The organism is Vibrio sp. Vb0598 (genome assembly GCF_033338935.1).
GTDB classification, from domain to species: domain Bacteria; phylum Pseudomonadota; class Gammaproteobacteria; order Enterobacterales; family Vibrionaceae; genus Vibrio; species Vibrio alginolyticus.
The window spans coordinates 457,452-471,472 of sequence record NZ_JAWOTP010000001.1 but is presented as its reverse complement, the minus strand read 5'-3'; the positions used below and the strand labels follow the sequence as shown (position 1 = coordinate 471,472).

12 protein-coding genes are annotated in these 14,021 nt (G+C 41.8%); 2 read left to right on the top strand and 10 right to left on the bottom strand.

Annotated features, from left to right (window positions below; all coding sequences use genetic code 11):
- Positions 1-30 precede the first annotated feature (30 nt).
- The 10 genes from R7Q38_RS02055 to R7Q38_RS02010 form a co-directional block, all read right to left on the bottom strand.
- On the bottom strand, positions 31-441 hold the full coding sequence (locus R7Q38_RS02055; protein ID WP_033906420.1) for a hypothetical protein: 411 nt from the start codon (positions 439-441) through the stop codon (positions 31-33).
- Positions 442-542: 101 nt separating this feature from the next.
- Positions 543-1,031, bottom strand: coding sequence for a hypothetical protein (locus tag R7Q38_RS02050; protein WP_318113993.1), 489 nt, complete (start codon positions 1,029-1,031; stop codon positions 543-545).
- Between the two features lie 21 nt (positions 1,032-1,052).
- Positions 1,053-1,619 (bottom strand): imm11 family protein, encoded by a 567-nt coding sequence (locus R7Q38_RS02045; protein WP_047008198.1) that lies wholly within the window; start codon positions 1,617-1,619, stop codon positions 1,053-1,055.
- Between the two features lie 7 nt (positions 1,620-1,626).
- Complete coding sequence (locus tag R7Q38_RS02040; RefSeq protein WP_226083226.1) at positions 1,627-2,373, bottom strand: AHH domain-containing protein; 747 nt, start codon at positions 2,371-2,373, stop codon at positions 1,627-1,629.
- 2 nt (positions 2,374-2,375) lie between these two features.
- A complete protein-coding gene (locus R7Q38_RS02035; RefSeq protein ID WP_136976744.1) occupies positions 2,376-3,893 on the bottom strand; it encodes a PAAR-like domain-containing protein in 1,518 nt (505 codons plus the stop codon).
- A gap of 147 nt (positions 3,894-4,040) precedes the next feature.
- On the bottom strand, positions 4,041-4,832 hold the full coding sequence (icmH, locus tag R7Q38_RS02030) for a type IVB secretion system protein IcmH/DotU (RefSeq protein ID WP_005386120.1): 792 nt from the start codon (positions 4,830-4,832) through the stop codon (positions 4,041-4,043).
- Positions 4,829-6,154 carry a type VI secretion system baseplate subunit TssK gene (gene tssK / locus R7Q38_RS02025; RefSeq protein WP_239939268.1) on the bottom strand — a complete coding sequence of 442 codons (1,326 nt, stop codon included), beginning with the start codon at positions 6,152-6,154 and terminating at the stop codon, positions 4,829-4,831. Before tssK ends, icmH begins: the two co-directional genes overlap by 4 nt.
- Positions 6,155-6,165: 11 nt before the next feature.
- Entirely contained in the window at positions 6,166-6,666 is a 501-nt protein-coding gene (gene tssJ, locus R7Q38_RS02020) for a type VI secretion system lipoprotein TssJ (RefSeq protein WP_005386118.1), read from the bottom strand.
- Positions 6,659-8,152, bottom strand: coding sequence for a type VI secretion system-associated FHA domain protein (locus R7Q38_RS02015; RefSeq protein ID WP_047101282.1), 1,494 nt, complete (start codon positions 8,150-8,152; stop codon positions 6,659-6,661). The genes tssJ and R7Q38_RS02015 overlap by 8 nt, the downstream gene beginning before the upstream one ends.
- A 9-nt stretch (positions 8,153-8,161) precedes the next feature.
- Positions 8,162-8,761, bottom strand: a complete 600-nt coding sequence (locus R7Q38_RS02010) for a hypothetical protein (RefSeq protein ID WP_005386114.1) — start codon at positions 8,759-8,761, stop codon at positions 8,162-8,164.
- Between the two features lie 503 nt (positions 8,762-9,264).
- Here R7Q38_RS02010 and R7Q38_RS02005 point away from each other — a divergent pair.
- Positions 9,265-10,578: a type VI secretion system ImpA family N-terminal domain-containing protein gene (locus R7Q38_RS02005; RefSeq protein ID WP_053304695.1), complete on the top strand. Its 1,314-nt coding sequence runs from the start codon at positions 9,265-9,267 to the stop codon at positions 10,576-10,578.
- Between the two features lie 27 nt (positions 10,579-10,605).
- The gene (gene tssM, locus R7Q38_RS02000; protein WP_239939235.1) at positions 10,606-13,995 is read left to right on the top strand and encodes a type VI secretion system membrane subunit TssM; all 3,390 of its coding nucleotides are present in this window, start codon (positions 10,606-10,608) and stop codon (positions 13,993-13,995) included.
- Positions 13,996-14,021: the final 26 nt, after the last annotated feature.

Sequence of the window (14,021 nt, the reverse complement as noted above, 5' to 3'; positions counted from 1 at the left end):
GCCTGTCGGCGCTTTAATTATCCATAGATCTTATTGCCATGTTGGCTCGCCAAACTCTTCACAACGTTGCTTGTCGTAATTTTCAATGCGCCCGCGTTTACCTACAAACTGAACCTGAACAACCATTCCAGCTTCAACATATTCACTGAAATAATCGCAAGAAACACGAAAACTAGTATCGCGTATCACAATTGGTACCCATTCATAGCCGCCGCTGCGTGGTAAGTAAGACTTGAAGGTAATGACCCCGTCATCTGAAACGTTGATTTCTTCATCATATTCATTCAACTTATAAAAACGTTGTCCATCAAACTCTGCCTTTGCTTTTTCAATTATTTCCTTCGTTGCTGTCGATTGCATCGGCGTATTTGACACCAGTTGACACCCAACAATAGATGTCAATACGGACAAAGCCAAAGCGAGTTTAGTTATTTTATTCATTTACCTAACCACTGTTGAATTATTCAACACTTACCACTTTAAAAGGAGGGAGACCATACTTTATTTTAAAGAAAATAAAAAGCGCCTTTCGGCGCTATTAATTATACACCCCTTACCCAAACGTCTTTGACGTCTTTCTTAAGAAGGTCAATCACACTCTGGTGAATAAAAACTAATCCAAAGTCTTCTTCTAGTTTAAATATTAATCGTTCTTCTAAGGGAATATTTTCTAATTTAGAGAAATCAAACTCCGTTGACTCGATGTCTAACCAGTTTAACTTGCCGTATTGTTTTTCTTTGTCCGTCAATTTATAAGTTTGATGGATGTAAGGCATTCGATAATCTTCGTAAACTTTAATTTGATCATCTGTTGGTTGGCTTGGAGAACAATCGACACGAGCGTCTAACCACTCTACTCCGTGTACGACCAGTTTCTCCACTTTTGACGCAATATCGCTGATGATAAATAACTTTGGAGAAAAGGTCATTTCAAGCAGTAAATCAGGCTCAATTGGCACTATTGGCTTAGGGCTTTGCTGGAATGGGAAGTCAGTCAAAGATTGTTTAGATAAAACTATGTAGTTAGTCATTATTATATTTACCTACTTACACTAGACTCGGGGCGTCTCTTCGGATGTATCAAATGAAAAGGCAACGATACTAGTGTTTATTTTACCCTCCTCATCTAAACGGACAAGCGCTTCAAACAACTCGATTGAGAAGAACGTTTTTGTCATTCCGACAGGTTTAAAAACATGCCTCTTGCTATCCGGAAGTTCCTTGATCTTTTCATCAGATAAGTAAAAACGAGTAGTTACGTCAGTCACTTTTATGCTTTTATCATAATCAACGACATCTACTAAGTTATCTACTGCTATTATGTAGCGCTCAGTTAACACTCCGTCTCCGGAACAGGTTAATTTTGCGGGATAAACTTCAACACCGTATGGGTCGAAACTCATAATTAGTTCAGCAATAGGCTTAGTGACATTAAAAGCACCGCCTCTGATTAAATCTAACGCTTCCATTTCATAGATATCATCATCTTTCCACACAATCTCACTTATACAAGAAGTGGGAGTGAAATCATTATCATCATAGAAAGACGACCGACTATCAACGGCTGTAAATAATGATTCACCCTCGTTAAAGTCTTCATTTATGTATGCTATTTCCATCTCAAACCTATAATTTACTAGCAACCTTTAGATAATTGAACTTAAGGGCTTTCTTATAAAAAAGTCCACTCCATATTTCTTCTATCTCCGGCCAAGTTGTATTTTTGTGTGTTCTTTGCTGACAATCTGAGCTTCTACAACCATTTCCTTTTGGAGAAAAGTCACCTCCTGTATTGTGAAGCAATATCGTAAATTCACTTATCATGTCACAAATTCTTTCCGAAAGATCATTCAGTTCTTTTCGATATACAGGAGGTGGCATTTCACAGTGTAGCTTTTCCAACGTCTCTAGCAATTCTTGCTTTACAAACTTATGATAGGCTTTAGAAGGATATGCTTTAATCTTATTTTTGTCTTTGTTCAGCATACTAGCCCTCTTCATTGGATTCCCTCCATTTAACATCGAGGTAGGCTCTGCATTAGAGTACACTTGTTCATCACTCTTAAGATTAAGTTTACTTACTGTATTTCTACCCGTATGACCGCTAGAATGCCAAGGCAATCGATACTTGCACGCAACCTTTTTAGCCGTACCTTTGTCACTGCTGGGAAGTATTACTATATTGTCTAAACTGTTCCAACTGTATTCTTTGTTTCGCATCTGTTCTGTTCGCTGAGTTGATAGCTTTTCGAACAAATTAAAGCTAATCAGATGATGTCCAGTAAGAGGACAATCACATTTTTCAGCTAATATATGATTGGCCTTTAGTAATGCTTCACCAGAAACATGTCGAGAAAAACCGTTATTGCTCATACTCATTTTTTCCTTCCTGGAAGGACACATTTTTTCTTATGTCGTTTATCGGCGATTGCCCGCTTACACACTCTACAACGAACTGTTTTAGTCCCTTTATCCTCATTTGCCTTCGCAGAACTCTTTCCTGACTGTGCAGACTCGCCAGTATTATGTTTTACTTTTGCTGGGTAAGTTTTCTCACTCTTACCTAAAATTCGAGCAAAAAGGTCATCAAACTCGCCCATCGCTTCTTTAAGCTTATCCGGTACCATCTTATCGATGATTTTTACCTCATCCGCTAACTTCAAGAAATACGTACCGAGCTCATCTGCACCCATTCTGTTTGCGTGTGAAGCCAACTCAGTTGCCACTTCAATGCAAGGTTTTAGAACATCGCTAACAATCTGGCTGGTCTGTTTTGCATAATCCATCCAATCTAACGTGCGTAGGAATTTTTCTGGATCGCCTTTACCCATGCCTCTTAAAACAGCAAGCAAAGTATCTTTTGATGTTCCTTTACCGCCTTTTAACGCAACTTTACAAGTGCCTTTGACTGCACTACCAAATGTCGGGACACAACCGATAAGCGTTAATGAAAGAGCTAGCCAGTTTTCCGACTTTTCACGTTCTTCCTCATTCAACAACGTCATAATGTTCGCTGATAAATCGCGGACATCTGCTGCTTGATCGACAACAGGGATCATGGTCAGGGCCGTATTGGCAATAATCTGTTCTACGGAGGCATCATCGTTAAAGTCACCAAGAATGACGCCCCAAACCCAGCTTGCAGCACCAGACATTCTCTTCCACGCATTCTCCCAGAAACCGACTTCTCCACGCTTAGCTTCTTCAATAATTAGCTGCGCGTTTGCACTTGGATCAAAGTTCGGGTTGGTCTTGGTTGGGACATTTGGCATAAAATCACGGCTGTCCTCGCCGTACTCTATAGCAAACTCCCCCGGAGCAACGCCACCAACAGATGCTTTACCGTTGTCGTCGAGAGTTCCTTCAAACACCGCGCCAGATTGATCTGTGAGAGTGTATGTTGCGCCTTGAACGGGTTCACCGTCTGAGTATGAGAGATACAAATCAACCGTATACGTCCCTTCCTGCTCTTCACTCACAGAAACCGATGGGTTTTGTGCGCCGCCAAGACACACAGTGTTGGCTTTGTTCATGGTCATTTGATCGGACAGGCGACATACGCCCTTACCTTCAAACTTAACCGTTGGTGAAGCTGAAATGAATTTTGCTTCGGCTTCTATCGTGCCTGAGGCAACGCCTTTTCTGTCACCGCCCGCATCGCCAGTACTTTTTGAGAACGTACTGCCCTTGATAGCGACACTGTTACCGCCATCCATAGAGACCGTCGTAGTCCCACCTGCAAGGTCTGCTGATTTAGCATTGTTGCCATAAGGGATAGGAACGACTGGCTTGCCGACCTTAGTTAAACAAACATCTGGGAGCGTTGCATTCGCTTCACCACCTGAGCCTTTATGAACTATCGAAAGTCCATTCGCACCAACTGTTACGCCCATAACCAATCCATTTGAATTTTATTGATTGAATGATAAAAGAGATCGCAAGCTGCAATCTCTCTAAATAACTAGTGAATTTCACTAAAAGACCAGTGATATTCACAATAAGCCCTAAAACTGGCAGAAGATCTCATTTTAGACCTTTGTTTATCTATACATTTCAAGCAGTTGCTGAAATTTTAAGTCTATGACGATGTAGGTTGCCGCATACATAAGCGCAAACGTCATCGCACTAAGACTCAAGGTCAGCTTGGGTGAAATTACCCTTTTTAACGGCTTCTTTAGGTATTTAGCTTTAAGGTTGATTAAAGAAACTTTTTCTTGTTCTGCTAGGCGGTCATCTCGCACTAATCGATAAATGGTGCTGCCAATTTCCGCTAACTTTTCGTTACCACGCTCTTCACGGCCATACTTGCCTTGGAAACCAAGTTGAAGCAGTAAATAGAGAAACTCTATAACGTGACGGTATTTACGAGGGTCGGCTTTTAAGCGATCGAGAATAACGAAGAACTTATCACCACCAGACGTTTCGTTGTGGAATTCAGACAGTAAGCTGTTCTGGCTCCAGTGACTATTTGCCCCCCATTCTTGTCGACAAACAGACTCATCAATCGCCGCACACAAGCAGTAACGAATAACAAGAACCGAAGCACGATCGAGCTCCATTTCATTAAGTTTTCGTTCGCCTTTTCGAATCTCACGTGCCACTTGTTCACGAAATGGCATCGGGTCATCAAGCCAAGGGATCGAAGACATACAAGACAGACTGGCGATCAACCATGAGAACTGGTCCACCAACGGGTTAATACCCATGTTATCGATAGATAGATCTTGTACTGCGATGTTCCTCGACAAGTCAGGCGCTGGCATTACCTCCATTGGTTTGCCAGGCTCTGGTTGGAATAAGACTACGGTGACGTCGGTTTCTGCGTAACTCATAGACGAACGGCCCAAAGTTGCAATGATAAGTTAGCGAAATCGCCCGCAACGTGAATCGCAATCGCAGCAGTGTTCTTCAACGCCATCCACTCTTCGCCCGTTTTATCGAGCTCGAAATAGGTGTAGCCAGCATGATACGGCAGCGCGCGTGGCACAACTGGCATTGGTTTGATCTCAATCCCAGGCAGTTGAAGGTTAATCAAGTCACGTATGTTATCGATAGAACCGATCTTCGTTTGGCTGACAAACTGGGTATGCAGAACATCCAAGGTCACGTCGGCTTTAACTGCGAGGATAAAGGTTGTCGTATCAATGATCTTATTGTCAGGGATTGCTGCCGTTCTGATGCCATAGTTCTGATCTTTTAAGGTCAGTGGAATTGCTCTTTGTTCAGACATCACGCTCAATGTCATTTTCGCACTGTCTAGGACGCGAGAAAGACAGCTAGTAAGATCACCATGATTGTACTTCGTAAACTCAATAGGTCGGCGTGTCGTTGAGCACAGCGTCGAAAGCTCACCCTCTGCCTGAAGAAGAATTCGATACAAAGACTCAGGATGCACAGCTTCTGTGCTTGCGAAATGCCAAAACAAGGGTTCGTATCGGTTGAGCGCTTGCAATAGCATAAAGTCAGAAACCGATGATACGCCTTGTTGATCCACCACCCCTAATCGCTGGACTATCGATTCCGCGCGATGCTTCAACATAGAAGCAAACTCGGTCGCAAATTTACTCAGTACTGTCGACGCATGAATATCGATGCAGGTAGGAATGAAACTATCATCTAAGATCACGCTGCCATCAGGCTTCACTTCTGAGATCTTTAAGATCGGAATAGACGTGTAAGCACTCTTATCTTCATGATCGTACATTAAGCGAAAGTTAAGCTTACCGACGACGATATTTGCCATGTCTTCCGAATCATAACAAGCGTCAACCGCTTCTTGAGATTCCATCGTATAGCGCGCACCGTCTTTTTTGGTACCAAATAACTCAGAACGTTCCGATGGTAACGGACAGCACAAATAAACGACTTTATCGGCAATCGAAGGATCTACATCTTTCACTTCAGGCAGCTCAGCAAGCAACGGAAGCTCAAATGGTGTCCGGTCTTGTAAAATACCTTCAGCACGAGTAATACCGATTTTACCCAGTGCTAGTAACTGAGAGTTGATTTCTAAACGTTTAATTCCCCAATGCAAAGGCGATGCATTGGCACTCAGTAGGCTCGATAGTTTACTTTGCGAACGATCGAGTTGTTGAAAATGCTGCGGCTTCATGAACATTCCATCTTGCCAAACAACTGGATTGTATAAAGACATGTTTCTATCCCTTAAAAGTAAACCTGTTCAATGCCGCGAGTGTTATCAGAAATTAACTCACTGCCCTCTAACTTGAGCTTGATGTAGTACTCGCTCTTCTCTTCAATAACTTCCACTTTTCGCCAAGACGAACCATCAATATCACGAAAAGCCACTGAAAAACCGACGGCACGAGTGTCAGGGTCTAGCGTTAGCATTTCATGAACTTTTCCACCTGGCTGTATTTGATATTCGTAACGTTTGATGTACTCATCACCCAACGACGCTTTATCGCTCTCAAACAAGGCAAAGAAATCTAAGCTTCGGAACAATACTGGCGAACTTAATTCGTGAAGACGAAGAATAACTGGAGATGACTGGCCCCCATTTCTCACATTGAGTACAGGTGATGCCTCAATAACCAATTCAATCGACGAAGTTTCTGGTGTGATACCAGTGGACTCTTTAAATTGATCCCACATGGAACAACCGGACAACATGGCAAATCCGAGTAATACGGCGATACTACGCATGGTTTCCCTTAATCACTTTGTTATAGTTTTTCTTAATCAGCCCTTTTAAGGATGTTTCATTAAGCAGGCGACGATTATTAGTGTAGAAATCTAGGTATTCGGCCCACAGCTTTGACTTAGTTGAGAACAAAGACTGGCTAGCGACCCTGTTAGCAAATGCTACGGGATCGTTCGTTTCTGACTGTTCTAAAACGAGCTCATTCAGTGCTTTGTTAAACATAACTTGGTGGTCGTTCAGCTCATCGAGCATTTGTTCAACCAGTTCATTTGGAGCCAGTAATTGCTGACTATTCAAAGTAAGCATTAGCTCTGCAATGTTCGAGTTAGCCTCACTCGCACTCTGCTCATCTTTTAACGATTCCACTTCGTGCAACTCTTTCTGTAGGTTATCAATACATAAACGCAAGCAAGTGCCCATTTGCTTGAATAACTGCGCCTCGTTTGTCATCAACTCTGGGTTTCGAATACCCAAACCATCAAAAAACGCTTGCGCTATATCTTGAGAGCAAACGGCCGCATCAGTATCGACTTGTGCTTTCGTCGTACTGTTTATCGCGTGCTCTGCCGTAGGTATTTGAAGTTGCTGATTAGTGTTAGGAGAAGGCGTAAAAGATTGGGTCATCTCTTCCCATTTTGACCCTGTGTTAGCCTGCTCTACGACCATCTCAGTAACATTAGGCGTACGATGTTGTCTTTGAATCGTGCTATCTGGGGCTACCGTGCCAGGTTGCATCACCTCAGCTGAGGCAATATCGGCTCTATGTGCCTTACCGCTTTCTGGCGCTAATGCATCATTGACCGATGCGTTACTCTTGGTTTCCGCAGCCATCCAATCTTCAGGGATTAGGCTTGGCTGATCGAATTCGGAATATATACTGAAACTGTCATCGACCACCTGACGCGTGCTTTCCACGGTTCTAGGTTGTTCAGATTCTGTACGCTCATTATCACGAATTAAGTAATCGTCATCTCGCTGCATCGAAAAGTTAAGGTGAGCAACAGGATCATGACAATCAATGTCATCCTGTTTAGTCTCCATAAACAAATCTTCTAAGGCACCGACTTTTTCTTCCTCTTCGACAACCGCATCTCCTAGACTAACCAGAGGATCGCTAGATACTCGCTCAGGAGCAATATCAGCGGCGATGTCTAGTGTTGAGGTAACGTGCTCAAGAGAAACACCAATCTCATATTGCCCTAAAGAAATGATGTCGCCATCAACTATCGCAACGGGTTGATTTTTTAGTATTTTATTCCCATTTACCATTGTGCCGTTAGTTGATACGTCACTTATATAGTAGGTATCTCCATACACGCTGAGCAAACAATGAGTGCCCGATATAAAGCGGTTGTGATCGGCTAAAGACACGCTACAGCTTGGGGAACGACCTATCGAACCACCACTTTCAGGCATTTCAATATGCTTTGCACCGGTGTATTCCTCTGGACACTTTGAGATAAATAAAACTAGCTGATTTGAGTACATTTACGAACCTCAAAAGAGCAAAGAAACTGATAGTTCAAGCCCACCAATTCCATCATTTACAACCGGAAGGATATAAGAGGCCTGCGGGATAATTTGTATATGGGCGTCAGGATTACTGCCTAACTTTATAGCAGTACCAAGGGTCACAACCGCACCTAACTCAAACTGGTCGATGTCTTCAACACTCTCATAACGATAGCCCTCTTGGTCTACTTGCCAGCGATTAGAATATTGCGAGTAACCGACAGACAAGCCCGCACCAACATATGGCGTGAAAACCCTCCAAGAAGTCAACGCATATTGAGGAACAACACGAAGTTCATAGTTCGTCGCTTCTTGATATAAGCCGTTTGCTGGCGCTTCAATATCTTCTGCTAGATAGTTTAGCCCTAACCACCAACGCCAACGGTTATTGTTTTCATCAATAGGACGAGTATGAACCAAGCCGAACCTAAGCGTATCCTGCTCACCACTTTTACCTTCATCGTATTTAATGCTATCGATAGTCAAGATACTGGTAGAGAGTCCATATCGCTCCCCTTTTGCCATTGCAACAGAAGAAAATAGACACATGGCTGAAATCAGCCCAATTTGACTTGGTTTTAGCATTTCGTCCCTCTAGGAAAACCGATATTCTACTTAGAGGCGAAAGATATCAATTATATTCTCTTTTTCAATAAGCCTAAAAAAACACCTATAATTTAATACATTTCAACTATCAGGTTGGTTGTTTTACCTACAAACAAAAACTAAAGAACCGACTACAGATTAAGTGACGAGACAGTAAATCTTTCTATTTAAATAGAAGTCACAGAATTTGATTGCTAATTGAACAAACCGTAATCTCCGATAACAATTTAGTTACTTTTTAATCAACGTTCTCATCTTCATATATAAGTTTCTTCTTATAAATAGACTTAACTATTGATATTAATATTATGAACAAAGATCACACTAAAAGTAATTTAATTTCTTTTAATGAATTTTTATTATCTAATCCGCTTATTTTGTCTATAGAATTGCGGCAGATGTGCACTGCTTATAATTTAATATAACAGTAGTGAAATCCTATATAACTTAATACTTCTATATGATCAGTTGGAACTTTCTTTATGTTTTTTACCGACTTCGCTCGAAGACCAATCGATGAAAATAACCCAAGCGGCTCTAATCCTAATGGTTCTGAGGATTTTGACGAAATTAAACGTCAAATAAACAACCTGAATAAAGTCACAGGGAGAGTCTCGTGGAAAACGGTTCAAACACTCTCAAAAAAGATCTTGAGTACCCAAGCGAAAGACCTACGTTGTTGCTGTTACTTTACCGTTGCGTCAACCTATAACGACGGCTTAAGAGGCCTTGTTGAAGGGTTAAACTCAATACTTGATGTATGCGTCGTATATTGGTTCAACGCGTATCCAGAGCATTCAAAGTCAAAGGCACGAATGAGCGCTATTGAATGGATGGTAGAGCATACTGAAAAACGAATTAATAAGCATCGGGCGTTACCAGAAGAGCTTCCATTGATAGAGGCAGCACATCAATTATGCTTGAGGATTGAGGAAGAGCTTCGTCTTCATTACGGTATTGAAGCGCCGTCATTAGGTCGCATTCGCCGTATTTTGAATCAATGGATTGAGCAGATAAAAGAACAACAAATTGCGGCTGAGTTACGCGAGAAAAAACAAGCCAACACTAGCGCTCCTGCAGCAACGCAGAAGGCACCTGAAATTAAAGTGAATGTGTCTCCCTCTCCGGTACCGGTGTCATCACCCAACCTAAATAGCCAAGAGAAAGCATCACCGGCAAAGTCTGGTCGATTTATGATCTACTTCGTTATTGGTTTGATTGTTACTGCGATATGTTCACATTTCATGTACGAGCAACAACGTTATCGAACATTGGAACAAAAAATTAATCAAGCTTCACTTAATGAACTTGTAAATTTGGTCGCCTCGTTAGATTACGAAAATAAAAAATATGCTCAGTCATTGAAAACGCAGGCGATTAATCGTGTCGATATTATGATGAATAACTGGTTTTTAGACTCGGCAAAAGTAAGTAACGTCAGCGAGCTCGATAGCTTGACCAATGAATTAATCGCGATCTATCCGGATTCGTCTTCTGCACAGCAGCTACGTCAAAACTTTTTGACACAGAGCGCCCATTTAGAAGACCAGTTTATGGATGTTTATAAGCGATTCTCAGACGCAAGAACGGTGTTTGCCAACGTAGCTAGACAGAATGTAGATAAGAACTCTGAAAAGGCGTACGAATACAGTAACTCGTTATTCCCGCTTTTAGGTCGTATTGAATACGCTGAAAAGTATTCACAGCAAAAGGAAATTGACCGCGCAACCCTTTTACTGAACATCTACCTATATAAATTGAGTCAGCTACAAGCTGAAAAAACTGACAATAAATAACAATACAATTAAAGAAGTTTTAGGCTTATGTTCAAACAAAAACTGTTTAGAAATCCAGTGGTGATTTCTACTATATTGATGTTTTTAGTGGCTGCAATTATCACCACTATTTATCTGCTTTTTCTTGACGAAATCGATCAACTTTATCTTTGGCTGACCCTTGGTGCTATCGCCATTGTTTACGTCATTTTTCAATTCACATTATGGTTGAAGAAAAAGAACAACGCTAAAGCTCAACATTTGGAAACCGAGGAAGAAGCACTTTCTATGGTTATCCAGCCTCTTCTTGCTAACTCAGGCAAGAAACCAATTTACCTGATGCTTGGTAATAAAGGGTCAGGGCGACGTCAATTTTTATTTAATTCTAGTGCAATTAAACCGATGGATCGCACTAGAACCGCTAAGAATGACTTTTTTGAATGGTACGAATCTGACAGCGCTGTATACATCAAACCAGACCAACGCTTAGTGTTCCAGGAAGTATCAAGCAGTGATGCTTCTTTATGGAATACGTTCATTGAAGAAGTTATTCATCATCGACCTAGAAAGCCATTTTCTGGGTGTCTATTCTTCACCGATTTCGAGTTCATGATCGTCTCTGAGCCAGAGCAAAAAGAGTACACCATTTCGTCGTTATTGGCGCGCTTGAGTACCATCAACTCTAAAACGTCTTCAGCATTGCCAATCTATTTGATTATGTCAAAGCTAGACAAGTTAGATGGCTTTAAAGAATACATGCACTTTAGCTCTCTCAAGACACGTGTTGAGTTCCTCTCTATCCCACTAAAAGAAGCCAAAGGTGTATTTGCAGAGTACTACCGCGATAGCTATCGAAATCTAGTGAGAGTGCTTGAAAGTAATGCGCTAGATGCATCCGCTAATTCAACGGACATTGATGAGAAACAAGCAATACTCGCTTTCCCTAAGCAGTTTGAGCTATGTCAGTCTGAAGTCAGCTATGTGCTTGAGCGTCTATGTGATGTTAACAACGGTGTCTATTCACTAGACATCCGTGAGATTTTCTTTAGTTCGAGTCTGCAAGGCGGTCGCAAGTACAATTTACTTGCAAAAAGTTGTAGTAATTACTTCAACTTACCTATTATCGCGTCAGAGCATACTCAGTTAACAGAAACGCCTTATTTCTCTCGCTTTCTGATTGATTCACAAATATTGCCGGAAAGCGACTTTGCGGGCGAAAACAAGACGTATCTTCGTCTAATTCAGAGACAAAGCCGTTTGGCAATACTCGGCTCTATTATCCTGCTTACTGGGGGCAGTTACTTCTTTTTCACGACATTAGACAGTAACTTACATGTGATGAATCAACTCTTGAGTATCGATGACAAATCACAAGTGGAGCAAGATGCAAGATTCGATGAGCTTTTAGCGAAGGCGACGAAAGCAATAGAGCCTTCTTATGGGGCGTGGCTTAAAGGTTCTAAGGCTTTGGATGAAGAGATATTACCACTCAACATTAGCCGTTTGGATCAAAGCACTCGCATCGCTTACGAAGCATTACTTAAGGACGTTGCTCAACAGTTGATACCTCTCATTGAGAAAGGTTACCGTCTACAACTGACACAAAATCAAAACACTTTTACACGCGCTTTACCTCTATTGAAGGGGTATCTAATGCTAAACGATCCAACAAAGCGTGATATCCGTTTTTTGCGTCATCAAACTCTCCAAATGATGAACGATTTGAGCAACCAAAGTGACGTCGTCAATCAGGCGATGCGCTATTTGGACGCTTACTTTCGCACACAGTTTGATCCAATTGATATCAATATGGATCTTGTTCGCGCAACACGTCGCTCATTGCTAGCAAATTCGAATGTTGATCTCGTTTATGCAGGCATTTTAAACGAAGCAAATTCGATTGATTTAGGAACCCTAGATCTGCAACGAGCTGTGGGTTTTGAGTTTAGCAATGTATTCAACACACCAATCGATAGTGAACGCTTGATCGTAGATAAGATCTATACCTCCACTGGTTTTAGTACTTTTTATCGACCACGCGTGGACCTAATGTCACAACAAGTCATCAGTGACAACTGGGTTTTAGGTCTGTCACAACACGTTATTCCTACTAGTGATGAACAAGAAGCCTTCAAAGAGGAAGTACGTAAAAAATATACTGACGACTACATCAGTAATTGGCGCAATGCGCTGAGTGAACTAAAAGTCCAAAACTATGACAATGTCGGCGATCTAACGAACGCGATAGACTTAATCTCGGGTCCTTCTTCACCAATGACAACCGTACTGAAGCAGGTCTATGCCAACACACAATTTTCACCCGTTGGTGAAAAAAATGCTCTGATTTCAAAGCTAGACCCGAAACTCGTGGCAGCGGCAGACTCCGCATCAGACGCAGTAGAGGAAGTAGTTAAGCCTGATTACTTGTTGATGAAACGTGTTGAACAAGCTTTTCACTTATTAAACCAACTTCAGGTCAGTGAAACACCAAACTCCCCTACTCCTTGGGATGAGACCGTAACAGCGTTAAGCCGTGTTCGCACATATATGAAAGACATCGCTGATGCACCTGACCCGCAAATGGCGGCGCTAGCGGCAGCTCAGCATCGAATGAACAGCAGTGAAGCTGACCCATTAATCAAACTTAAACAGATTGCCCAAAAATCACCGGAACCCGTTCGTAGCTGGTTGTTAGATGTGGTTCAACAAAGCTGGTCAGTCATGATTAAAGAGTCCGCTAAAGGCATTCAAACCCAATGGTACAGCGAGATTTACACCAAGTTTAAAGAGATAGGGCTAGGACGATACCCATTTGATCTAACAGCGACCGAGGAAATCTCAATTGAAGATTTTGAATTACTGTTTGCTTCAGGTGGCTTGTTAGACACATTTATTCAGAAAAATTTTGCACCGTTCTACGATACCAATTTATGGACGCCAAAACAGGTGGATGGCGAGACGATGCCAATCTCTCCGGCTCTGTTAGTGCAACTGCGTAACTATAACGTTATTCGAGACACATTAATTAATAAAAGCACTAACCGCGTTCATATTCCGTTTAGTGCAAGAGTACTCGATCTTGATTCTAGTGCGATTAGAGCGAGCTTAAAAATTGCAGATACCAATATAAGTTACTACCACGGTCCAAGCCGCATTCGTGAAATGGCATGGCCACCGCAAAATGGTGACTTCAATATTAGTATCACACTCCAGGATGTAACCGATGAAGGCAGACAGCACGTTTTAAATAAGAGTGGTCAATGGGCGATATACAGATTGCTAGGTGACTCGACCTTGACAAACACTCATAACGGCAGCTTTGTCAGTGACATAAAAGTGTCAGGGAGGGACTTGAGCTTACGCATCACTCCGTTGACACAGAAAAACCCATTCACTCTTGCTGAGCTGTATAACTTTACGCTCCCAGAGTCGATTTAATAACAATATAAAAACAAAATAGGCAG

Coding starts and splice junctions, on each gene's coding strand:
- R7Q38_RS02055 (WP_033906420.1), bottom strand. CDS start 441: ATGAATAAAATAACTAAACTCGCTTTGGCTTTGTCCGTATTGACATCT.
- R7Q38_RS02050 (WP_318113993.1), bottom strand. CDS start 1,031: ATGACTAACTACATAGTTTTATCTAAACAATCTTTGACTGACTTCCCA.
- R7Q38_RS02045 (WP_047008198.1), bottom strand. CDS start 1,619: ATGGAAATAGCATACATAAATGAAGACTTTAACGAGGGTGAATCATTA.
- R7Q38_RS02040 (WP_226083226.1), bottom strand. CDS start 2,373: ATGAGCAATAACGGTTTTTCTCGACATGTTTCTGGTGAAGCATTACTA.
- R7Q38_RS02035 (WP_136976744.1), bottom strand. CDS start 3,893: ATGGGCGTAACAGTTGGTGCGAATGGACTTTCGATAGTTCATAAAGGC.
- icmH (WP_005386120.1), bottom strand. CDS start 4,832: ATGAGTTACGCAGAAACCGACGTCACCGTAGTCTTATTCCAACCAGAG.
- tssK (WP_239939268.1), bottom strand. CDS start 6,154: ATGTCTTTATACAATCCAGTTGTTTGGCAAGATGGAATGTTCATGAAG.
- tssJ (WP_005386118.1), bottom strand. CDS start 6,666: ATGCGTAGTATCGCCGTATTACTCGGATTTGCCATGTTGTCCGGTTGT.
- R7Q38_RS02015 (WP_047101282.1), bottom strand. CDS start 8,152: ATGTACTCAAATCAGCTAGTTTTATTTATCTCAAAGTGTCCAGAGGAA.
- R7Q38_RS02010 (WP_005386114.1), bottom strand. CDS start 8,761: ATGCTAAAACCAAGTCAAATTGGGCTGATTTCAGCCATGTGTCTATTT.
- R7Q38_RS02005 (WP_053304695.1), top strand. CDS start 9,265: ATGTTTTTTACCGACTTCGCTCGAAGACCAATCGATGAAAATAACCCA.
- tssM (WP_239939235.1), top strand. CDS start 10,606: ATGTTCAAACAAAAACTGTTTAGAAATCCAGTGGTGATTTCTACTATA.